Source organism: Algoriphagus kandeliae (assembly GCF_004571135.1).
In the GTDB taxonomy this organism is placed as follows: Bacteria; Bacteroidota; Bacteroidia; order Cytophagales; family Cyclobacteriaceae; genus Algoriphagus; species Algoriphagus kandeliae.
Genome location: NZ_SPSB01000004.1, coordinates 448,835 through 471,488 on the forward strand (window position 1 = coordinate 448,835; position 22,654 = coordinate 471,488).

The 22,654-nt window shown below is 41.5% G+C and carries 15 protein-coding genes; 10 read left to right on the forward strand and 5 right to left on the reverse strand.

Translation table 11 applies throughout. The features are described from left to right. Positions 1-2: 2 nt before the first annotated feature. The 7 genes from E4S40_RS14315 (at position 3) to E4S40_RS14345 (ending at position 14,576) form a co-directional block, all read left to right on the forward strand. A complete protein-coding gene (locus E4S40_RS14315; RefSeq protein ID WP_202615377.1) occupies positions 3-1,490 on the forward strand; it encodes a RagB/SusD family nutrient uptake outer membrane protein in 1,488 nt (495 codons plus the stop codon). A gap of 61 nt (positions 1,491-1,551) precedes the next feature. Further along, positions 1,552-4,842: a VCBS repeat-containing protein gene (locus E4S40_RS14320; RefSeq protein WP_135075544.1), complete on the forward strand. Its 3,291-nt coding sequence runs from the start codon at positions 1,552-1,554 to the stop codon at positions 4,840-4,842. A 4-nt stretch (positions 4,843-4,846) separates the two neighbouring features. Further along, positions 4,847-5,389: a hypothetical protein gene (locus tag E4S40_RS14325; RefSeq protein ID WP_202615378.1), complete on the forward strand. Its 543-nt coding sequence runs from the start codon at positions 4,847-4,849 to the stop codon at positions 5,387-5,389. Further along, a complete protein-coding gene (locus E4S40_RS14330; RefSeq protein ID WP_135075547.1) occupies positions 5,386-8,685 on the forward strand; it encodes a VCBS repeat-containing protein in 3,300 nt (1,099 codons plus the stop codon). Before E4S40_RS14325 ends, E4S40_RS14330 begins: the two co-directional genes overlap by 4 nt. Beyond that, on the forward strand, positions 8,672-11,938 hold the full coding sequence (locus E4S40_RS14335) for a VCBS repeat-containing protein (protein WP_161971808.1): 3,267 nt from the start codon (positions 8,672-8,674) through the stop codon (positions 11,936-11,938). The genes E4S40_RS14330 and E4S40_RS14335 overlap by 14 nt, the downstream gene beginning before the upstream one ends. A gap of 118 nt (positions 11,939-12,056) precedes the next feature. Next, positions 12,057-13,397 carry a vanadium-dependent haloperoxidase gene (locus E4S40_RS14340; RefSeq protein ID WP_135075553.1) on the forward strand — a complete coding sequence of 447 codons (1,341 nt, stop codon included), beginning with the start codon at positions 12,057-12,059 and terminating at the stop codon, positions 13,395-13,397. A 54-nt stretch (positions 13,398-13,451) separates the two neighbouring features. Next, positions 13,452-14,576: a sugar phosphate isomerase/epimerase family protein gene (locus E4S40_RS14345; protein ID WP_135075556.1), complete on the forward strand. Its 1,125-nt coding sequence runs from the start codon at positions 13,452-13,454 to the stop codon at positions 14,574-14,576. Here E4S40_RS14345 and rnhA read toward each other — a convergent pair. From rnhA to aroQ, 4 genes are all read right to left on the reverse strand, one after another. Then, positions 14,573-15,031: a ribonuclease HI gene (gene rnhA, locus E4S40_RS14350; protein WP_135075561.1), complete on the reverse strand. Its 459-nt coding sequence runs from the start codon at positions 15,029-15,031 to the stop codon at positions 14,573-14,575. The genes E4S40_RS14345 and rnhA overlap by 4 nt on opposite strands. A gap of 26 nt (positions 15,032-15,057) precedes the next feature. Then, positions 15,058-15,639, reverse strand: a complete 582-nt coding sequence (locus E4S40_RS14355) for a MarC family protein (RefSeq protein WP_135075564.1) — start codon at positions 15,637-15,639, stop codon at positions 15,058-15,060. A gap of 108 nt (positions 15,640-15,747) precedes the next feature. Beyond that, the gene (locus E4S40_RS14360; protein WP_135075567.1) at positions 15,748-16,803 is read right to left on the reverse strand and encodes an aminotransferase class V-fold PLP-dependent enzyme; all 1,056 of its coding nucleotides are present in this window, start codon (positions 16,801-16,803) and stop codon (positions 15,748-15,750) included. Between the two features lie 12 nt (positions 16,804-16,815). After that, entirely contained in the window at positions 16,816-17,229 is a 414-nt protein-coding gene (gene aroQ, locus E4S40_RS14365) for a type II 3-dehydroquinate dehydratase (protein ID WP_135075570.1), read from the reverse strand. Positions 17,230-17,372: 143 nt separating this feature from the next. On the opposite strand from aroQ, the gene rlmN reads away from it, so the two are divergent. From rlmN to E4S40_RS14380, 3 genes are all read left to right on the forward strand, one after another. Next, positions 17,373-18,440: a 23S rRNA (adenine(2503)-C(2))-methyltransferase RlmN gene (rlmN, locus tag E4S40_RS14370; protein WP_135075573.1), complete on the forward strand. Its 1,068-nt coding sequence runs from the start codon at positions 17,373-17,375 to the stop codon at positions 18,438-18,440. A gap of 70 nt (positions 18,441-18,510) precedes the next feature. After that, positions 18,511-21,183: a TonB-dependent receptor plug domain-containing protein gene (locus tag E4S40_RS14375; RefSeq protein ID WP_135075576.1), complete on the forward strand. Its 2,673-nt coding sequence runs from the start codon at positions 18,511-18,513 to the stop codon at positions 21,181-21,183. Between the two features lie 51 nt (positions 21,184-21,234). After that, entirely contained in the window at positions 21,235-21,714 is a 480-nt protein-coding gene (locus tag E4S40_RS14380) for a hypothetical protein (protein WP_135075579.1), read from the forward strand. Here E4S40_RS14380 and E4S40_RS14385 read toward each other — a convergent pair whose 3' ends face one another. Beyond that, positions 21,715-22,653, reverse strand: coding sequence for a rhomboid family intramembrane serine protease (locus tag E4S40_RS14385; RefSeq protein ID WP_135075582.1), 939 nt, complete (start codon positions 22,651-22,653; stop codon positions 21,715-21,717). Position 22,654: the final 1 nt, after the last annotated feature.

Here is a 22,654-nt window from a genome sequence, read left to right on the forward strand (position 1 = left end):
ATATGTTAAAATCATTTAGAAAAACCTTTCTGTTGATCCCAGTGGTCTTTTTAATGGGATCCTGTTGGGAGTTGGAGCAGGAGGTACTCGATGGAGTGACTCCTGAGGATGTGGCGAATAGTAATAACCCACAGTTGATTGATGTGTTGAAGGCTTCAGCTTATTCTCGAATCGTAGGTAGCTGGGGTGGACACAACAGTATTTGGTCTATCAATGAGGTCTCTTCTGACGAGATGGCAATTCCTCAAAAAGGTGCTGACTGGGAAGATGGTGGCCTTTGGTTGAGAGCTCATAGACACACTTGGACTGCTTCTGATGAAGCATTCAACAACTCGTGGAACTATTGCTACACTGCTGTTGGTGAAATCAACAACTTGATGATTTCCTTCCCAGATGTAGCCGCTTTGAATGCTGAATTAAGAGTATTAAGAGCACTAGTTTACCTTTGGTTGATTGACAACTTCGGAAATGTTCCAATCATTACCGAAACTTCTTCCGGAGGTAACCCAACCAATAACTCTCGTCAGGAAGTATTCGACTTCATTGAAAGTTCTGTATTGGAAAATGTGGACTTGCTTCCTAAAGAAGATACCAAGTCTACCATGAACTACTACTCTGCTCATGCGATCTTGGCGAAATTGTACTTGAATGCTGAAGTATATACAGGTACTCCAAGATGGGCTGATGCAGAAGCTGCAGCTGACGTAGTAATCAACGGTCCATATTCTTTGTCTTCTAACTTCTTCAGCAACTTTGCTACAAGAAATGGAGGATCTACCGAGAATATCTTGACCCTTCCTTATGACGAAAACAATGCAGGTGGTTTCAACTTAGCTCAGATGACTCTTCACTACCTAAGCCAAAACACGTACAACTTGCAAGAGCAGCCTTGGAATGGTTACGCTTCTTTGGAGGAGTTCTACAACACATTTGATGACAATGACGTGAGAAAAAGTGCATTCATCGTAGGTCCTCAGTTTGCTGCAGACGGAACTCGATTGAGAGATATTTCTGCTGAAGCTGACGATCCTGATGGAGAACCATTGACTTTCACTCCTGAAATCAACATGCTTGCTCCAAACGCCTTCCGTCAGGCAGGTGCGCGAGTAGGTAAATTCGAATTTGCATCTGGTGCTGCATCAAGTTTGAGCAATGACTATCCATTGTTCCGATTGGCTGAGATGTACTTAACAAAAGCTGAAGCTGCATTCCGTCAAGGAAAAACTGACGTTGCTTTGACAGCAATCAACATGGTAAGAGAAAGAGCCGGTATGCCTGCTTTCACTACCTTAACTCTTGAAGACATCTATGATGAGAGAGGTAGAGAAATGTTTGCAGAAGCTTCCAGAAGAACCGACCAAATTCGTTTTGGAACTTGGAACGATCCATGGTGGGAAAAAGATCCTTCTGAGCCATTCAGAGCTTTGTTCCCAATTCCGTTGCAGCAAATCAACGCTAACCCTAATTTGACTCAAAACCCAGGTTATTAATCACATAATACCCTGATAGTAAAAGGAAGTGTACTTTTGTGCACTTCCTTTTTTTTAGAACATGCGAAGGCCCCTTCAAATAGCAATCTTTACCCTCCTGATTTTAGGTGCTTGTCAAAAACAAAAGCCTAGCTCAGAAGAACTTTTTGAAAAAATTGAATCAAAAGAATCCGGATTGACCTTCCGGAATGATCTGAATTATACCGAAAAAATCAACCCCTATACCTTTCGAAATTTTTACAATGGAGCCGGAGTGGCTCTTGGAGATATCAATAATGATGGCTTGCTGGATATTTTCCTTGCCGGCAATCAAACCTCCAATAAACTCTTTTTAAACCAAGGAAATCTCAAATTCAAAGACATTACAGACGAAGCTGGCTTGAACTCCGATGAAAGCTGGACTACGGGCGTCAGTATGGCAGATGTAAACGGAGATGGGCTGTTGGATATTTATGTTTGCAAATCAGGCCCTATCGATACCCCCAAACGAAGCAATGAGCTTTTCATCAATCAAGGCAACTTGACGTTTGTCGAAAAAGCATCTGAATATGGATTGGATGAAAAAGCCCTTTCACAGCATGCTGTATTTTTTGATTATGATAAAGACGGAGACTTGGATTTGTATCTCCTTAGCAATTCCCCAAGATCTGTTGGAATATTTGATCTCCGAGAAGGTCAGCGGGAAATTCGAGACCCTAATGGTGGAAATAAGCTTTTTAGAAACGAGGGCAACAGATTCACGGATGTCAGCGAGGAAGCAGGAATTTATGGAAGTGCCATTGGATATGGACTTGGCGTAACAGTAGCTGATTTGAATGAAGATAATTGGCCAGACCTCTACGTTTCAAATGACTTTTTCGAACGAGATTACCTGTACTTGAATAATCAAGATGGAAGCTTTTCTGAAGTCTTGCCGGAATTAATTCCAGAAATCAGCATGGGTTCCATGGGAGCTGATATAGCTGATTTCGACAATGATAATCGCCCTGACATCTTTGTGACAGAAATGCTTCCTGAGGATATGGGGCGTGTAAAAACCAAGACGCCTTTTGAGGAATGGGATAAGTTTCAATCCAATTTTAAAGCGGGTTATCATCGGCAGTTTACCAGAAACACACTCCAAAGAAACCTTGGAAAAGATCCATATACTGGTTTACCTCTTTTCACCGAAATCTCTCGAATGGCGGGAGTTCAAGCCACCGATTGGAGTTGGGGTGCCTTGATTTTTGATGCTGACTTGGATGGTTGGAAAGATATTTTCGTAGCCAATGGAATTGTCAAAGACTTGACCGACTTCGATTTCGTCAATTACTATGCATTCAACCCAGATAAGGTCAATGAATACCGCTCGGATTCGGTCTTAATCACCAAGATGATTGATGCTTTTCCTTCTACTCCCCTACAAAATTATTGGTTCAAAAATGAGAAGAATTGGAAATTCACCAATCTAGCATCTGAATCAGGCCTAATCGAAAAAACCTTCAGCACGGGAGCAGCTTATGGAGACTTGGACAATGATGGGGATTTGGATTTAGTGATCAATAACCTCAACGGAGAAGTTTCTCTCTACAAAAACAAAGCAGTTGAATTTGGAAAAGGGAATTTTATTGGAATTGATTTAGGAAATGCTTTTGGAGCCAAAGTTCAAATCCAAACCAAGGAAACAACACAGATTCAAGAATTTCAGCCTGTCAAAGGATACATGTCCTCAGTTGACCAACGGCTATTTTTCGGTTTGGGTAAATCGGACACAATTCAAGTCCTAAAAATAGAATGGCCAGATGGCAGCGTAAATGAATATAGCCAACTAGCAGCCAATCAAATCCTCAAAATCCAACCCGAAAATCCTTCCTTTCCTACCCCGAAAAATAGCGAGATTTCCACCGCTCTTCGAAAAGTAGAACTACTCGCAAATTTAAAGCATGAAGAAAGTGATTTTGTGGATTTTGACCGGGACAGACTTCGATTTTGGTCGATCAGCAATGAAGGGCCCAAAGTAGCTTTCAGTTCCAGAACTGCCTCCAGAAATCCGATCTTATTCTTCCCAAATGGAAAAGAGTTTCCTTCTAGCTTATATCAGCTTTCAGAGAATCTTGAGTGGAAGGAAATCCAAAAAGAGCTGTTCCAATCTGATAGTCAGTCGGAGGATATTAGCGGGGTATTTTTTGATGCAAATGGAGATGGACTAGATGATTTATTGGTTGTTAGTGGTGGAATCGAGTACCCTGAAAACAGTCTGATTTATTCAGATCGCTTATACTTCCAGCAAGCTAATGGAGATTTCATAAAGTCAGAACAAGTCTTTTCGAAGATACCAACTGCCTTCGCTCTACCCTTTGATTGGGATGAAGATGAAGACTTGGACCTCATCATCGGGCAACGAGCTCATCCATACGGCTATGGAATACCGGTAGGACTTTCTTTTTGGGAAAATGATAGTAAGGGGAATTTCACAGATATTTCTCAGTCATTCAATCCTGAAATGCAAAAATTGGGGATGCTGACAGCAGGAGCCTTGGCTGATTTGAATGCAGATGGAAGCATAGAACTCATCCTAGCCGGAGAATGGATGGGAATTCGAATCTTTTCTTTCCAAAATAATACTTGGGTTGATCAAACAGGTTTTTTTGGAATGCAAAACACTTCTGGACTTTGGTATAGCCTGTTGGTAGATGATGTAAATGGAGACGGGTATCCTGATATCCTTGCAGGAAATATGGGAACCAATACCCGACTGAATTTCAAAAGTGGCTCTACGCTACGCATGTACGTAAATGACTTTGATCAAAATGGCAGCGCTGACCATATCCTTTGTGAATATGATGGAACTCAGTCTATTCCTTGGGTTATGAAAAATAGTCTTGTCAGACAAATCCCTGCCTTGCAAAAATCACTGCTTCGCTATGCAGATTATGAGAATAAAAAATTGGAAGAGTTATTTTCTGCCAACTCCATTGCGAATTCCGTAATTTTGGAAGCTAAAAATCTGGAGACCAGTTTTTGGATCAATCAAAAAGGCACTGGGTTCTCCAAGGTCAACTTACCAGTTGCCGTTCAACAAGCACCTGTCTATGCAGCCGCTAATTTCGAAGACTCTCACGGCAATCACTACATTGCCCTTGGGGGAAATCAAAGTAAGGTCAAACCGGAATTGGGAACTCAACTCGGATCCTACGGTTGGATTCTTCAATTGGAATCAAATCAATCCTGGAAGTTACTGGAACCAGAAAAAAGTGGCTTCGTAGTGAAAGGAGAAATCAGAGATTTAATAACAATAAAACAAGCCAATAACCACTATTTAATTGCCTTTAGAAATGATGACACACCGGTTCTATTTGAGATCCGTCCTTAGCTTCATGATGGTATTAGGCTTACTAGGATGTGAAAGCCAATATCAAAAAGTTGAGCGAAAGGAACTGGCCTCGGGAGAAATTAACAATGAACTTTTCCTCAACCTTGAATTGGGGATGGAAAAGCGGGATTTTTTCGAGACTTGCTGGCAACTCAATAAAGAGGGAATTCTAACCAATGGCCCGACAGAACTTTCGGTAGAATATTCTTTAGAACTTCCATCTGGAAAGTCTGCAAAAATGCGTTTCTACCCGGATTTTGAAAATGATAAAATCTACCTCATGCCTGTGGAATTTGTGTATGATGGATGGGCTCCCTGGAATGAGGAACTCAGTGTAGAAAAGCTTCGGGAAGATGTCATTGCCCAATTTGAAAAATGGTATGGTCCAGGCTTTTTTGAAGTTTCCAATGAAGATAAAAGTCTGATCGCTTTTGTAAAGATTGATGGAAATCGGAGAGTTAGAATATTTAAAAAATCTCTTTCCGTGGTTCGGGCAGAAATTGTAGACCTGAATATTTTGAAAAACCTTGAAAAATCTCCCTCATGAGTAAAAAATGGCCCATAGCATTATGGATCTTATTGATCTTTTCCTGCACGAAGGTCGAGAAAAATGAACCTACTCTTTTTCAGGAATTAGATCCAACCCAATCAGGAATCGACTTCCGGAATGATCTCTCTTTCGATGAGGATTTCAATATTTTCACCTACAGAAATTACTACAACGGAGGTGGAGTAGCTCTAGGAGATATCAATCAAGATGGGCTTTTGGATATTTATTTTACGGCTAACCTTTCCTCCAATAAACTTTACCTGAACAAAGGAAATCTTCAGTTTGAAGATGTCACGGAAAAAGCCGGTGTGGGAGGAAATAGAGCTTGGTCCACTGGAGTAGCAATGGCAGATGTCAACGGAGATGGTTTGCTGGATATTTATGTCTGCAACTCGGGAGATATTGCTGGGGACAACAAGCAAAATGAACTGTTTATCAATCAAGGAGACGGGACCTTTTCAGAAGAGGCAGAAAAGTACGGGCTGGCGGATCAGGGCTTTTCCACCCACGCAGTATTTTTTGATTATGATAAGGATGGGGATTTGGATGTTTACCTTTTGAACAATAGCTACCAAGCTATTGGAAGCTTTAATAAAATGCAAAATGAACGTCCCAAAAGAGACCCTGTAGGTGGGGATAAGCTTTTTAGAAATGACGGGGAGAAATTCACCGATGTGAGTGAAGAAGCAGGAATTTATGGTTCCATAATCGGATTCGGACTAGGCATTACCATTGGGGATGTCAATCAGGATACTTGGCCAGACATTTTTATTTCCAATGATTTCTTTGAGCGTGACTATCTGTATATAAATAATCAGGATGGTACTTTCACCGAATCCTTGGAATCTGCTATGCGATCTATCTCGGCTGCTTCCATGGGAGCAGACATCGCCGATATCAATGGAGATGGGCTTTTGGATATTTTCGTAACCGATATGCTTCCTGAGCCTTTAGAGCGACTCAAGCAGGTGACCACTTTTGAAAACTGGGACAAATTCCAATTCAACAAAAACCACGGCTATCATTATCAATACTCCCGAAACATGCTTCACATCAACAATGGAGATGGGACCTTCAGTGAAATGGGAAGATTAGCCAATGTGGAAGCAACTGATTGGAGCTGGGGAGCCTTGATTTTTGATATGGATAGCGATGGTCAGCGAGACTTATTCGTCGCCAATGGCATCTACCAGGATATCACTGATTTGGACTACCTAAACTTTATCGATGATGAAGAGACAAAAGTCAAAATCATCACTGGAGCAGGTGTGGATTACCATGCTTTAATTGACCCGATTCCTGTAAATCCTGTACCCAATTATGCTTTCCAAAATCAAGGAGATCTTCGGTTTGTAAACAAGGCTCAGGAATGGGGACTCGGAGAAGCCATCCATTCCAATGGAGCTGCTTATGGAGATTTGAATAATGATGGCTACCCGGATTTAGTGGTCAACAATGTGAATCGTGAAGCTCAGCTATTCATCAATCAAACCCACACGCTACTTCCTGAAAATCATTATATCCAATTGAACTTGATTGGAAAAGGGAAAAACACGGAAGCCATAGGAACCCAAATTTTAGCAAAGGCTCAAGACCAGACTTTCTATCTAGAGCAAATGCCAAATCGTGGTTTTCAATCTTCAGTTGATCCCAAAATCACTATTGGCCTAGGGAAAATCACCCAACTGGATGAACTGACAATAACGTGGCCTGATAATACTCAAACCATTTTACAGAATATTCCAGCAGATCAATTGCTAGAGCTTCGATGGGAAGATGCCTCGAATTCAGAGTTAGTTGCTGAAAGTCCAAAAACAAATATCTTCACCAAAGAAGCTTCCGGCAAGCTGAATTTTACTCATCAGGAAAATCCTTTTGTGGACTTTGATAGGGACCGTTTAACCTACCACATGTTTTCAACAGAAGGCCCTGCTTTCGCCAAAGGCGATGTTAACGGCGACGGGTTGGATGATTTGTATTTCGGAGGAGCAAGAGGTTATTCAGGACAGCTATATCTAGGAAAAAATAATGGAGAATTTATCCCTTCAGCTCAAGTAGCTTTCCAACAGGACGCTGCATCGGAGGATACTGACGCGGTGTTTTTTGATGCGAATGGGGATGGCGCTTTGGACCTTTTTGTTGCCTCAGGTGGTAATGAATTCCCCTTGTATTCTCCAGATCTAACAGATAGATTATATCTGAATGACGGAAAAGGGAATTTCACAAAAATTGTCGAAAGTGGATTTACGGCTATTAAAGGAAGTAGTTCTGTCGTACAGGTGGCGGATATCAATGAAGATGGAAATCCCGATCTTTTTGTAGGTGAAAGACTGGTTCCTTTTGTCTATGGAGCACCGGCTGGCAGCCATATCTGGATCAATGACGGAACCGGAAAGTTCGAAGAGCAAACAGCCGAATTCGCTCCCCAACTTCGGGAATTAGGAATGATTACCGATGCCCGATGGGTGGATTGGGATAGTGATGGGAAATCAGATCTTGTACTTGTAGGTGATTGGATGGCACCGACCTTCTTCCGAAATACAGGAGCAGCCTTTGAAAAAATTGAAATGCCTGAAATGGAAAATCTCAAAGGCTGGTATAGAAGCTTGGATGTTGCTGATCTAAATCAGGACAATTTGCTGGATTTGATTTTGGGAAATCAAGGATTAAACACTCGCTTCAAAGCTAGCCCAAATCAGCCGGTACAACTTTACCTCAATGATTTTGATCAAAATGGATCCATCGAACAAGTATTTGTAATTGAAAAAGAGGGAGTAGCAATTCCATATACACTCAAGCATGAGTTGGAAATGCAGATTCCAAGTATTAAGAAGAAATACATCAAGTATTCGAATTACAACAACCAATCCCTAAATCAGATTTTTAATACCGATGTGCTTTCCAAATCCATCATTCTAGAAGCAAATCATCTGGAATCCGGTGCTTTGATCAATTTGGGTCAGGGAAATTTTGAGTGGAAATCTTTCCCAAGAGAAGCTCAAAAATCCTGGGTATTCGCCTCCCAAATTTATGATTTCAACCAAGATGGAATCTTAGATATTCTTTTAGGAGGAAATTTAGCAGGCGTCAAGCCTCAAATCGGAAAATCAGATGCAAGCTTTGGGGAATTATTACTTGGAAAAGGAGATGGTAGCTTTGAGTTTGTTCCCAACCGATCACTTGGACTTCAACTGGAAGGAGATATCCGGCATTTTGACATTCTCCAACCGGGTCGTCTCTTAGTTGTAAAAAATAATGCTGCCTCCGAAATCTGGAATTATGACTGGAAATAGGTTTTCGGAAATCATATGCTTAAGCCTGGGTTTACTGCTTTTATTCTCTTGTAAAAAAGAGGAAAGCAATCCTAAATTATTTGAACTGCTATCCCCTGAGCAAACCGGGGTTACTTTTGAAAATCGTTTGGAGTCCACCGACTCCATGAATATTCTAGAGTATTTGTATTTCTACAATGGAGGTGGTGTTGCAGCAGGTGATATCAATAATGACGGCTTGGTGGACCTGTTTTTTTCGGGTAATCAAGTTCCAAGCAAGCTCTATTTAAATAAAGGAAATCTTCAATTCGAGGACATCAGCGAAAGTGCTGGAATCTCCGAAATGGGCGGATGGTCCAATGGCGTCACTTTTGCAGATGTAAATGGGGATGGATTCCTCGATCTATACGTAAGTCAAGTTTCTGGATATAAAGGAATCGAAGGGAAAAACCGGCTTTGGATCAATCAGGGTAATTTAACCTTCAAAGAAAAAGGTGAAGAATATGGAGTTGATTTTAAAGGCTTTGGAACCCATGCAGCATTTTTAGATTACGACCGAGATGGAGATTTGGACCTTTACCTTCTCAATCATGGGGTCAAATCTCCCGAAGTTTTCACTAAATCAGAAAACCGCTTCATTCCTTATGAAGGAGGCGATAAACTTTTGAAAAATCTTTCTGCTCAAGGGGAAAATAGATTTGAGGATGCCACTCAAGAGTCAGGAATCTATTCCAGTATTTTAGGTTTTGGATTGGGTGTGGCCGTAGAAGATTTCAACCATGACGGTTGGCCCGACATCTATGTATCCAATGATTTCACTGAGAACGATTACCTCTATTTAAATCAACAGGACGGTACCTTCAAGGAATCTCTGGAAGACTGGATAGCCAACACCTCACGCTATTCCATGGGAAATGATGTGGCAGATTTAAATGGAGATGGTTTACCTGAGATTTTTACCACGGATATGCTTCCTGAGGACCCGGAAATCTGGATGAAATCTGTGGGAGAGGATAAGGTTGAAGTTTATCAAATCAAAAAGCAATTCAATTACGCGGACCAATACGTCCGAAATAATCTCCAGCTAAACCAAGGACAACGAGGATTTAGTGAGATTTCCCTTTACTCTGGAGTATACGCATCCGATTGGAGTTGGTCTCCGCTTCTTTGGGATATGGACAATGACGGCTTGGTGGACATTCATATCACTAACGGGATAGTAAAAAGACCAAACGATTTGGATTTTATCCAATATTCTCAGGAAGCCGATCCCCAAATGACCTTAAGCGAACTTCGCAAAAGACAAATCGAAATGCTTCCTAGTGTCAAGCTCCCGAATTATGCATTTCAAAATTCTGGAGACCTTCAGTTCAATTCCGTAGCCGAGGAATGGGGACTCGATCACCCCTCTTATTCCAATGGTAGCACTTTCACGGATTTAGATAATGATGGTGATTTGGAGTTGATCATCAACAATCTAGATCAAATTGCATTCATTTATCAAAACCACAGTGAACAAACCGGAAATCATTTCCTTCGGGTAAACCTTTCTTCATCTGAATTCAACGCGTTCGGAATTGGTGCAGAAGTAACGCTTTTTGCCAGTGGAAACAAGTTCAGACAGCGCCTAAACACATCTCGAGGCTTTCAATCCGGAACTTCCACGACGCTTGTTTTTGGTTTAGGACAAATTGAAAAAATTGATTCTATTCAGGTTCTTTGGCCGGAAGGAGAACGCGAAATTTTCGGACAAAGTCAGACTGACACTACCCTGACACTTTTAAAGGGAACTGGAAAAACCATCGAAGAAAACATTGGAAACCAAAAACCTGATTATTTTCCAGCAATTAATTGGGTTCATGCCGAAAAAACTGAAATCCGGGAATCAGATAGAGAATACCTACTACCTAGAAGTTATGCTTCAGAAGGTCCTGCCATCGCTGTAGGTGATGTAAATGGAGATGGCTTAAAGGATTTATACTTGGGTGGAGCCAAAGGACAATCGGGAGAAATTCACCTTCAACTACCTGATGGGAATTTCCGGAAAGTGGATAATCCTATCTTTGACCAATTGGCTAAAGCGGAGGATGTAAACGCTCTTTTTGCAGATATGAACGGAGATGGTCACTTGGATCTTTATGTAGGAAGCGGGGGAAATGAAGAGCAACAAGGCAATCTATTCCTCTTTGACCGGATATTCTTTGGAGATGGGACGGGCGCATTTCGCTTCTCTCCAAATTCCCTTCCTCCCTTAGGAGAAAATACTTCTGTCATTGCTCCCACAGATGTCAATCAGGATGGTGCTATTGATTTGTTTATCGGGGCTTCCAATGTACCGGGAGATTATGGAGCAGAACCAAAAAGTTATCTTCTAATAAACAACGGAAGGGGTCAATTCCAAGAGCAAACTCAAACCTGGTTTGGAGAAAATATTCCCTTCGGCATGGTGAATGACGCTAGGTGGGCGGACCTAAATGGAGATGGAATTGAAGAGTTGGTGCTTGTTGGAGAATGGCAGGGAGTTCGTGTTTTCACTAAAAACGAAGACAAATACGAGGAAAAAACACTAGCAGGGCTGGAAAATTCTTCCGGTTGGATTCAATCCATTTTGGTACAGGACATTAATAGAGATGGCCTTTTGGATATTCTGACAGGAAATCTTGGCCTAAACTCCAAATTAAAAGCTAGCAAAGAAAAACCTGTCATCCTTTTCCATGCAGACTTTGATCAAAATACAAAAGCCGAACCCTTGATATTTCATTACATGGGTGAAAAATTGGTTCCTTTTGTAACGAGAGATGACCTGATCAAGCAAATTCCTGGAATCAAAAAACTTCACTCCTCCTATCAGGAATATGCCAAAATCCAGAAACCCGAAGATTTATTTTCAAAAGAAGTCCTAGAAAAAGCTGAAGTGAAAAAGGCCGTGGAATTTAGATCTGGAGCCTATTTGCAGAAGCCTGATGGATCTTTTGAATTTGTACCTTTCCCTTGGGAACAGCAGTTAAGTCCAATAGTTTCCATGCTTTGGGATGAGGCAACCAAAATTCTTTATCTCGGAGGGAATTTCTCTGGATATAGAGTCGATCTTGGAAAAAATAATGGACAATCCATTTCAGCATTGAAATGGTCCAATGGAAACTGGGAGCCTGTTCAACTAGAACCTACCCTTTCTTTACAGGCAGAAATTCGGCAAATTGTAGCAATAGAAGAACAAATTCTGGCTGCAATGAATGATGGGCCGGTTTTTTCTGTTAAGGTTTCTAAGGAATGATAAAAATCATTGTCCTCTACAAGAATTTCAACCTACATTTGCCCACTCCGAAAAGGTTATGGGCTTGAGCCCAGCACATTAATTCAGTAAATTACAGTTTCAATAAAAAAGAGTTCTTATGCGCATTCAGCGATTCATTTATATCCTACTATTTCTTGGGGTAGCTGCCTGCCAAAAACCGGTAGATTACAGTCAAGTGATTACCGATGGTCAATACCTCAGCGAAGCACAGGATCGAATTACAGAAGTAATTATTCATGATATTTTTTCTCCTCCAGTAGCAGCAAGGATTTACTCCTATGCTTCTTTAGCTGCCTATGAAGTAGCAGCTGCGACGGACCCTTCTTATGAGTCACTTTTGGGCCAACTCAAAGGTTCGGAAAAAACCAGTTTTCAGGTTCCTCAGGATGTTTATCCACCTCTAGCATCCTTGGCAGCGTATTATCATACCGGGACTGCTTTGATTTTTTCTGAAGACATGGTCAATGCTCATCGAGATGCTGCTTTCGAAAAACTTCGAGAAAAAGGAATTCCAGATGATGTGTTTGATGCTTCGGTAGAATTTGGAAAACAGGTTGGTGATGCTATTTTGGCTTATTCCAAAAAGGATAATTACCATGAAAGCCGTTCATTTCCAAAGTATACTGTAACCAACCTTCCCGGTACTTGGGAACCTACCCCTCCTGCCTATATGGAAGGGATCGAACCTCATTGGAGAACCATCCGAACTTACGTGATTGACTCGGCAGCTCAATTTAAAGTTTCTCCTCCACCTCCTTTCTCCACTGATCCAAGCTCCGAATTTTACAAGCTCGCTTATGGAGTCTACGAAGCTGTCAACAAGGCAAATAAGGAAGAATTAGATATCGCCATGTTCTGGGATTGCAATCCATACAAAATGAATGTGAAAGGACATGTGATGTTTGCGGAGAAAAAAATCACTCCTGGAGGTCACTGGATGAGTATTGCAGCCATTGCTTCCAAAACTGCGAATGCAGACTGGAAAAAAACCGCAGAAGCCTTTGCTCTCACAGGCATTTCACTTCATGATGCTTTTGTAGCCTGTTGGGATGAAAAATATCGCAGTATTTTAATTCGTCCTGAAACCTACATTAATCAATACATCGACGAAGAATGGGTTCCAGTTTTGCAAACTCCTCCATTCCCTGAGCATACTAGTGGACACAGTGTGGCTTCAACAGCTGCGGCTTATACCTTAACCCAACTTTTCGGGGAAGACTTCCATTTTGTAGATAGTTCAGAAGTGAATTATGGATTGCCAATACGAGAATATGATTCCTTTATGGAAGCATCAGCAGAAGCGGCAATTTCCAGATTTTATGGGGGTATTCACTACATGCCTGCCATCGAAGAAGGTGTTTGGCAAGGTAAAAAAGTGGGTGAGCTGATTTGGTCACGAATCACTACAAAACCTCAAAATCTCGCAGAAAACAAGTAATTTAAGCAGCCCGAAAGGGCTGTTTTTTGTTTCACCCAAAACCCAAAATGATTTATGGCCAATCCGATCTGGATCATGACCTCAGCTTTTGACCAGCTGAACCTAGAACAAACTATCGAAAAAGCAACGGAAATTGGAGTGCAAGGCTTGGACCTCTGTGTATTCCGCAAGGACGGAACACGGGATGATTTTGTAGCTACTCATTTGGATTATGAGAATTTTGGACCCGAAGAGGCCTTCCGCCTAATTGATCAATTTAATAGTGCCTCTTTGAGACTTTCCATCGGAGCTTTCGACAATTTAATCGGAGGAGATCCAGAACAACGGATAAAAAACCAAAACCATCTTTTGCGTCTGATTCGAATGGCCTACTTGCTTGGTGGAGATGAAAACGACGTGAAAGTTGGAACCTTTGTTGGTTATAATCACGAATTGGGAAATGAAGAAGGAGGTTTTGAGAAAAACCTGCTGGAATACAAACGGATTTTCGGTCCTATTATCAACTATGCAGAGGATTTAGGAGTGACCATTCTTTATGAAAATTGCCCCATGGAGGGATGGAGAAGTTCGGGATACTTCGGCACCTACAATAATCTACCCGGAGTATTGGCAGCTAGGAAATTAATGTACGAGTTAATCCCATCTCCAAATCACGGAGAAATTTATGACCCGTCTCATGATATTTGGCAGCATACAGATGCAATTGAGGTTATTCGACACACAGACATGAATCGATTGAAGAGAATTCACGTCAAGTCTACCAGAAACAATCCTGATCCATTTTGGGGAAATATGTACCCTATGCATCAAATCCCGGAGGAATGGGCAAAAAAGGCAGGAATCCCGTATAGCACAAACCCTTGGGACCGGCATCACTATGAGGCCACCCTTCCAGGATTTGGCTTGGGTGATTCATTGGACTGGAGAGCTTTTGTAAATATTCTAAAAGAAAGAGGCTTTAAGGGACCTTTTGAAATTGAAAATGAAGCAGTTCTTTCCAAACAAACCGGGAAAATGGGAGCCATTGTTCAGGGTTGCAAAGCTGCGGTTCAAAACCTTGCACCTCTACTTTATGAATTGGGGGATGAAGGCTGGACCTATCCTATTCAAGAATACCAAGCACTTTCTCAAGTCAATCGAAAGGATGTTCCTTTGCGAACGATGGATGAGCTCCTTTAAGAGTTTTCGCCTGCTTCGTAAGCTTTATCTATTTTGAGATCCGGACCTTCAGCAGCTTCTACAGCCAGCTGATCACAGCGCTCATTTTCCGGGTGCCCAGCATGCCCTTTCACCCAAACGAATTTGGGTTTATACTTCATATGCAAGGGAATGTATTGCTGCCAAAGGTCCGGGTTTTTCTTTCCCTTAAACCCTTTTTTTTGCCATCCCCATAGCCAACCTTTTTCGATAGCATCCACCACATATTTGCTGTCAGAGTAGATCGTAACAGGGATGTCCGGAAGCTTGATCTCTTTTAATGCTCGAATTACCGCTAAAAGCTCCATGCGGTTGTTGGTAGTCAATCGGAAGCCTTCAGAAAGTTCCTTGCGATGATGCTTAAACTTCAAGACAATCCCATATCCTCCCGGACCTGGATTTCCTTTGGCTGCACCATCCGTAAAAATTGTAATCATGTGACAAAGAAAAGGAATTTGGACTCTTAGACAATTTCCATGGGAAATGCATTGGTCTTGAAAATTTTCACTGCTATGGAAAGCAGAATAATTCCAAAAATTCGTCTCAACACATCCAAACCAGTTTTACCCAATTTCCGCTCTAGCCAAGAAGTACTTTTTAGCACAGCATAGACTAGGAGTAAATTCAATACGATTCCAATAGCAATATTCAATTGAGAATATTCAGCTTTCAGGGTCAAAATAGTAGTAAGGGTACCTGCTCCTGCAATGAGTGGAAAAGCAATAGGAACGATGGAAGCACTAGTCGAAGCTTCAGGGTCTGGCTTGAAAAGTTCAATTCCTAAAATCATTTCAGCTCCTAGAGCAAAAATGATAAGTGCCCCAGCGATCGCAAAATCATCTACTCCAATCCCGAAAAGACCTAGAATTGATTTTCCTCCAATCAAGAACAAAATCATCAATACACCTGCCGCCAAGGTTGCTTTTCCTGACTGAATATGGCCGGCCTTTTTTCGAAGATTGATGATGATCGGAATGGAACCGAGTATATCTATCACCGAAAAGAGGATCAATGAAACGGAAAGAATTTGCTTGAAGTCAATCATGGTGCAAAGCTACGCCAAATAAAATTTGCTTTGCAATAATTCGCCAAGATGATTTTTACCCTATCAAATTAAATTAGGCTGTGCTTTTATCGATTTAAAATCCTGACTTTAGTATTTAATCAAAAAACCAATTAGTCGGTCGATTTCAGAATCTGTTATTGCCGGAAAATTAGCGATCCGAAAGGAAGTGGGTTTCAATGGACCATAGCCACTTCCCAATTGCATTCCCTCTGCTTCAGCCGCTTTTTTCACTTCGCTAATAAGGCTTTCTGTTCCAGTGACCCCAAGCACGGTCGTACTTCTCGTCTCTGAATTCTCCACCAAAAGCCGAAGACTTTTGCTTTGAATGATGCATTGTTCGAGCTTTTGAATACGATCACGAAGGTTTTCATCGATATGCTGTATCTCTGGAATATCATGCAAAGCCCGCTTCAAGAGATAAATTCCCAACACATTGGGGGTATAATGGGTCTGAAAGGAACGGGCGTTTTCGAGCATAAAATTCAAACTATTATAGCGTCCCTTTTCCCCTTTTCGCTCGGTCTGTTCGATGGCGCGCGGAGACAAAATCAAAATTCCCAATCCGGCAGGCAAGCCAAAACACTTTTGAACCGATGCATACCAAATATCCGCCAATTCAAACTTAAGTTCAATCCCAGCCATACTCGAGGTTGTATCCACCGCAATCAGTTTTTCGGGATATTTCTCACGAATCTGCTCCAGCACTTCCATTGGAACCTGCGTGGCATTGGAAGTTTCATTTTGGGTGATTGCAATCAAATCAAACTCCTCTCCGATTTCTAAATGAGGAACATTTATCACCTCATTTGCCTCGATTTTGATTCCTGATGTATTGGGAATAATGTATTGGGCGAAGTTGATCCATTTTTTTCCAAAGGAGCCTGAGTAAATATGAAAACTTGCTTTTTCAACAATGGACTGCGAAATAATTTCCCAATTCTCGGTAGCCGAAGAGGTGAATAGTAATTGGTAATCCTCTGGCATGTGGAGCTTTTCATGAAACAATCGCTGCACTTCCTGATACATATTCATAAAGGCTGCACTTCGATGATTCGCGCTGAGAATTCCCTCCTGATAGGCATCCTGAAGGTACTGAGGCATCATATCATAGACCTTAGAAGGTCCTGCGGAAAAGGTAAGCATAGGTTTGGAGGTTTAAAGAAAATAGCGAATTCCGAGCTCATAGCCTTTCAGGCCTAGCCCCGAAATCATCCCAACACAAGATTTGGAAATAATGCTTTTATGACGAAACTCTTCCCGCTTGTAAATATTGGAAATATGAATCTCGAGTACTGGGGTATTTACAGCAGCAATAGCATCCGAAATTGCAACAGAAGTATGGGTATAGCCACCTGCATTCAAGAGTATACCATCAAAGTCAAAGCCTACTTCCTGAATTTTATTGATCAGTTCTCCCTCCACATTGCTTTGAAAATAATGGATTTCTACAGAGGGAAATTGACTTTTGAGCTCTTCTAAATATTCTTCAAAAGACCTACTTCCATACACTTCTGGCTCTCGCTTTCCCAAAAGGTTGAGATTGGGGCCGTTGATAATCTGAATTTTCAAAATATTATTCGGTTGAGCGGAAATATTGAATCAAAGTTATAAACAAGAATGAAAAATTTGTTTCCAATTCATGGTTTTAGGGATTTTATTTTTGCCTATCCGGGTTTATGAAATGCATCAATTCAAATTCGTAGCTTTGCAGTATGGGAGAAAGCCAAAAAAGGGATATCAGAAAGCTTAGTCTCAGTGACTTGGAGGAATTTTTTGTGGCTCAGGGAGAAAAAAAATTTCGGGCCAAACAAGTCTATGAATGGCTCTGGAACAAATCCTTGAAAAACTTCGATGAGATGACAAACATCTCATTAACTACTCGGGAATTGCTCAAGCAGCATTTTGAAATCAACCACATTCAGGTTGATTTGATGCAGCATTCCCAGGATGGCACCATCAAAAACGCGGTAAAGCTATTTGATGATAAAATCGTCGAATCGGTTTTAATCCCTACCAATAAAAGAATTACAGCATGCGTATCCTCTCAAGTAGGCTGTAGCCTGGATTGTAATTTTTGTGCAACTGCGCGATTGAAACGCATGCGTAACCTGAATCCTGACGAAATCTATGATCAGGTAGTAGCAATTAAAGAGGAAGCAGAAACTTATTTTCAGCGGCCTCTCACCAATATTGTATTCATGGGAATGGGTGAACCTCTTCTCAATTACAACAATGTATTGTCTGCCATAGACAAAATCACCTCTCCGGAAGGCTTGGGAATGGCTCCAAGAAGAATCACCCTATCCACGGTGGGTATTCCCAAAATGATTCGAAAGCTAGCTGACGATGAGGTGAAGTTCAATTTGGCAATCTCACTCCACTCTGCCATCAATGAGACTCGCTCCCGACTAATGCCTATCAATGATTCCAGTCCTTTGGAGGAGTTGGCGAATGCTTTGAAATATTGGTATCAGAAAACCAAGCGAAAAGTCACCTATGAATATGTGATTTGGGAGGGGATCAATGATGATGAGCGCCATGCAAAAGCGCTAGCGAAATTCTGCAAAATCATTCCATCCAAAGTCAACATCATTCAATACAACCCCATTGATGAGGGGGAGTTTCGGCAAGCAAAACAGGAAGCAGTGGATATGTATGTCCAAATTTTGGAACAGCAGGGAATCATTGCAAAAGTGAGAAAATCAAGAGGTCAGGACATCGATGCAGCCTGTGGTCAGTTGGCAAACAAAAACGAAGTTGCCGAGCTATCCAAAATTTAAGACTTTTTTAGTTTTTTAAATGAATTAAGTTAGTTTATTTACGAAACTTTAAAACAAAACCAACTATCCTATGTCTTTTCGAAAATTTTTAATGGCCTTTTTTGTTTTGGCCTACATTCAGCAACCTCTTTTTAGTCAGGATTTACCGAAGCAAATCCAGGAGTATTTTGACACTTACCAAAAGGAAAGCCCTCCTGAAAAAGTCCATTTACACTTTGACAAGCACACCTACACTTTAGGCGAAGATCTCTGGTTTAGTGCGTATTTGGTGGCAGGAAGTTCTCAAATTCTTTCTCCTTTGAGCAAAACCCTTTATGTAGATCTTTTCGATGGAGATGGTCTTCTTTTGGAGCAACGAATCGTCCGCTTGGAAAATGGAAGAGGTAAAGGGGATTTTTCTATTCCTCTATTTGGGAAGCCTGGTATGTATAGAGTCAAAGCCTACACAGCTTGGATGCGCAATTTTGGTGAAGAATATTTTTTCAGCAGTGAATTTATGGTCATTGATGGGGCGGCTGGGAGTTTTCTCCCCCAATTGAATGTCACCGGCATTTCTTCCCAATCTGGTAAAGTCATTTATCAGACTCAATTTTCAGCAATAAATCAGGCTGGAAATCCTCTAGCTGGTGAAACAATAGAGCTGATAATAAAAGGATCAGGAGAAGAAATTCATAAACAGAATCTACTTCTTAATTCTGATGGACAGGCTTCTTTTTCATTTTCCATTCCTGAAAAGGCTTTCGAAGGTCTTCATGCCGAACTGACCTATTTAGAAAATGGCAACTATCCTGTCAGCAAAAAAATCCGACTTCCATACAGCCTCTCGCTTGCAGATATTCAGTTTTTACCAGAAGGAGGAAATTGGGTTATAGGTAAAAAGGCAAATCTGGCATTTCGTGCTGTAGCTCCTGACGGAGAACCTTTGCAAATCAAAGGTCAGATTCAAGGAGAAGAGATTTCCTTTGAAAGCAATTTTGCAGGATTAGGAAAATTTGAAATCACTCCTTCCAAAAAGAATTATACGGCTGAGCTAGTTGATCCAACCACCGGAGAAAGTAGAAGCATCAACCTTCCGGAACCGCAGGAAACAGGACTTGCCATGCAGGTGGTGGATAATCCAAAAGCGAGTTACCTGACTGTATTCATTCAAGGTAACACTGCTCCTTCCCCACTTTTACTGGTAAGTCAAACTCGGGGAATCATCAATTACATGATTCAAGGCACCTTGACTAATGGCGTATGGGGAGTCCGAATTCCAAAAGAAAATCTGATTGCGGGTGTGAATCAAATTTCCGTTTTAAATGAATCAGGGGTTCCTGTTTTGGAGCGATTGATTTTTGTTCAGCCTTCAGCAAATTTAAGCCTGAATGCAAATCTCGTGGGAAGCATACAACCACGAGAAAAACTTCGCCTTGAACTAGCAAGCAAAATCCAAGAGAATCCAACTTCAGGCACTTTCTCTTTAGCGGTTTTGGATGCCGAGCAGGTCCAGGATGAAAGTGAGATTTACGGCACCATAGCCTCTAATCTTTTATTAAGCTCAGATCTTCCCGGAAGAATCCATAATCCAGGATATTACTTTAGAAATCAAGATCCTGAAACCCTAGCTGCGCTGGACTTGGTCATGCTTACTCACGGCTGGAGAAGGATTACCTGGAATGAAGTCTTGGAAAATAAAATCCTAGAAGTAAACTATTTCATCGAACGGGGGATCAATATCGAAGGACAGGTGACTGATCAAGAAGATACCCGAAGAGGATTATCCGGTGGAAAAATCACGGCTTTGGTAGGTGAAGGAATCGAAATCGTAACTTCTGAATTTGGCCCAAATGGTAGGTTCATCTTCAGAGATTTGGAATATCAGGACTCGGCAAAAGTCACCATTACAGCCGAAGACAATCGCTTGAAGAATTTCATCGATGTGGAAGTGATTCGTCCAGAACCGGTATTTACTGAAATCAAAGGAAAATACCCCAATCAATTGGACTGGCCAAAATCATTAATCGAGAGTTATGAAGCTCGAATCCTGATGAAGCAACTGAATGAGGATCCAGACTTAGTTGACCTCGAGGGAGTAACGGTAGAAGGTCAAACAATTGTAGAAGGAGAAGAAGACGTTCGTAGAATATTTGGAAGCGGAGATGTCACTATCGATCCTGAAAAGATCCCTGCATCTGTAGGTTACACCAATGTTTTCCAATTAATTCAAGGAAGAGTCTCCGGGGTTCAGGTTTTTGTAAATGGCCTCGATGTAAGCGTACAGATTCGCGGTGTGGGGTCCCTTTCATCCGGAACGGAACCGCTTTATTTGCTGGATAATTTTCCAGTAGATGCCGCTACCCTTTTACAAGTCAATCCTCGGGATGTGGCTAGTGTAGATGTCTTTAAAGACCCTGCCAGAGCCGCTATTTTTGGTTCCCAAGGAGCCAATGGAGTTATCGCGGTTTACACCAAAACCGGAGGAGGAAGCTATCAGAGTGTGGGAGGAACCTTAGTGACCACTTATGGAGGTTACTCTATTGCACGGGAATTTTACCAACCCGATTACTTAGAGAAAACTACTGAAAATGCCATCACCGACAAACGGGCAACCATTTACTGGAATCCTTTGGTGGAGATTGATGAATCAGGAAAAATTCAATTTGAATACTTTAATACAGACCAGTCAAAGAGGCATTTAATTATCGTGGAAGGGATGGATCAGGAAGGGCATTTCCTTCGTTTTTCAAGGATTTTCGAATAAGTCATTTGCTTTACTCACCAAAGCCTTCTAATTTCTGCAAACAATTGACAGATGATGAAAAAGGCTTTGGTGATTTCTTTTTTCTTGGTCTCCTTTTCTCTTCCTTCCTTCGCTCAGACACAGGAACAAGGAGATGCACGATTTCATGGTTTCGGAACTTATGGCCTGAGGTGGAAGGAGTTTGGAGTAGGAGGTGGAATTGAATTTTTCTTTGTCGACCATTTCGCCATCATGCCAAGCGTGACCAGCTATTTCCCCAATGTGGGTAATCGAACGAATTTCAGTGCAGACTTCCGGTATTACATTTCCGAAGGTCCATCACAACTCTATTTCCTGATAGGATATAGTCAAAACTGGGAAAATACTCAGCCTGGAAATCCTGGGATCAGGCGCACCAATAAGGGGGCAAATGTAGGCGTGGGTGCCTATATCCGCGTTGTAGAATGGGTGGGACTCAGTACCGAATTCCGATTTCAAAGCACTTCTCCCCAAGAAGCCGGATTTCGGGTAGGATTGGCTTTTCCGCTTTGATTATTTTTTGCTGAATTCAAAAAGTTTTCGCTTCTCTTCCTTGCTCAGGGCATCATAACCCTTATCTGCAATTTTATCTAGGATACGGTCGATTTCCTCTTGTGTCGTTTCATTCGAAGCTTTAGAAGGTGAAGAAGAAACACTTTCAGATCGACCAAAAGAACCAAAGCCTCCACTTTTGCTTTTTGCTTTTCGGTAACTCACCTTTACTTTGGATCGGGAAGGTTTGAAAAGATTTTCAAAGAAAATTCCGACTTTTTGTACAGGAACTCCCCAGTCAATGCCTCGACGCAATTGTGTGATGTAAAGGAAGCCCATCAAAGCTCCTCCCAAGTGTGCAAGTTCCCCTCCTGCATTCGCTCCAGCAGAATTAGCAAAGGATAAAATCACATAAAAAATGGCGATATACTTTATCCGAACCGGTCCAATCAATAAAAGAAAAAAGGTGGTATTGGGAGTCAAGGTTGCCGCTCCGACTACAATGGCAAATACCCCTGCACTAGCTCCCAACATCAGAGATGAATTGACGGAATTGCTGAAATAGGGAGCCAAATTATAGATCAATACATAGAACAAAGCCCCTGCTAGTCCCCCTAGAATGTAGAGATTTACGAGCTTCCGACTTCCTAGATATTGATGGATCAATAGTCCAAACCAATACAGAAAGAGCATATTGAAAAGGATATGAAAAAAACCCTCATGCAAGAACATGTAGGTAAAAATACTCCAAGGTTGAATCAACAAACGATCCAAGGAGGCAGGCATCATAAACCAGGAAATCAGGCTAGCATAGACATCACCAAAGCCTCCGATAGTCATCAAAACCCGAATCACCATAAAGCTTAGCCATACGATTAAATTGATGGCTATCAGCTTGTAAAGGCTATTCCCTTGCTGCCTGAATGCGTTTTTAAGATTATCCCAAAAGCTATTGTACATC

What these genes read in the sequence shown, in the direction of transcription:
- E4S40_RS14315 (WP_202615377.1), top strand. Translation starts at nt 3, where the DNA reads ATGTTAAAATCATTTAGAAAAACCTTTCTGTTGATCCCAGTGGTCTTT.
- E4S40_RS14320 (WP_135075544.1), top strand. Translation starts at nt 1,552, where the DNA reads ATGCGAAGGCCCCTTCAAATAGCAATCTTTACCCTCCTGATTTTAGGT.
- E4S40_RS14325 (WP_202615378.1), top strand. Translation starts at nt 4,847, where the DNA reads ATGATGGTATTAGGCTTACTAGGATGTGAAAGCCAATATCAAAAAGTT.
- E4S40_RS14330 (WP_135075547.1), top strand. Translation starts at nt 5,386, where the DNA reads ATGAGTAAAAAATGGCCCATAGCATTATGGATCTTATTGATCTTTTCC.
- E4S40_RS14335 (WP_161971808.1), top strand. Translation starts at nt 8,672, where the DNA reads ATGACTGGAAATAGGTTTTCGGAAATCATATGCTTAAGCCTGGGTTTA.
- E4S40_RS14340 (WP_135075553.1), top strand. Translation starts at nt 12,057, where the DNA reads ATGCGCATTCAGCGATTCATTTATATCCTACTATTTCTTGGGGTAGCT.
- E4S40_RS14345 (WP_135075556.1), top strand. Translation starts at nt 13,452, where the DNA reads ATGGCCAATCCGATCTGGATCATGACCTCAGCTTTTGACCAGCTGAAC.
- rnhA (WP_135075561.1), bottom strand. Translation starts at nt 15,031, where the DNA reads ATGATTACAATTTTTACGGATGGTGCAGCCAAAGGAAATCCAGGTCCG.
- E4S40_RS14355 (WP_135075564.1), bottom strand. Translation starts at nt 15,639, where the DNA reads ATGATTGACTTCAAGCAAATTCTTTCCGTTTCATTGATCCTCTTTTCG.
- E4S40_RS14360 (WP_135075567.1), bottom strand. Translation starts at nt 16,803, where the DNA reads ATGCTTACCTTTTCCGCAGGACCTTCTAAGGTCTATGATATGATGCCT.
- rlmN (WP_135075573.1), top strand. Translation starts at nt 17,373, where the DNA reads ATGGGAGAAAGCCAAAAAAGGGATATCAGAAAGCTTAGTCTCAGTGAC.
- E4S40_RS14375 (WP_135075576.1), top strand. Translation starts at nt 18,511, where the DNA reads ATGTCTTTTCGAAAATTTTTAATGGCCTTTTTTGTTTTGGCCTACATT.
- E4S40_RS14380 (WP_135075579.1), top strand. Translation starts at nt 21,235, where the DNA reads ATGATGAAAAAGGCTTTGGTGATTTCTTTTTTCTTGGTCTCCTTTTCT.
- E4S40_RS14385 (WP_135075582.1), bottom strand. Translation starts at nt 22,653, where the DNA reads ATGTACAATAGCTTTTGGGATAATCTTAAAAACGCATTCAGGCAGCAA.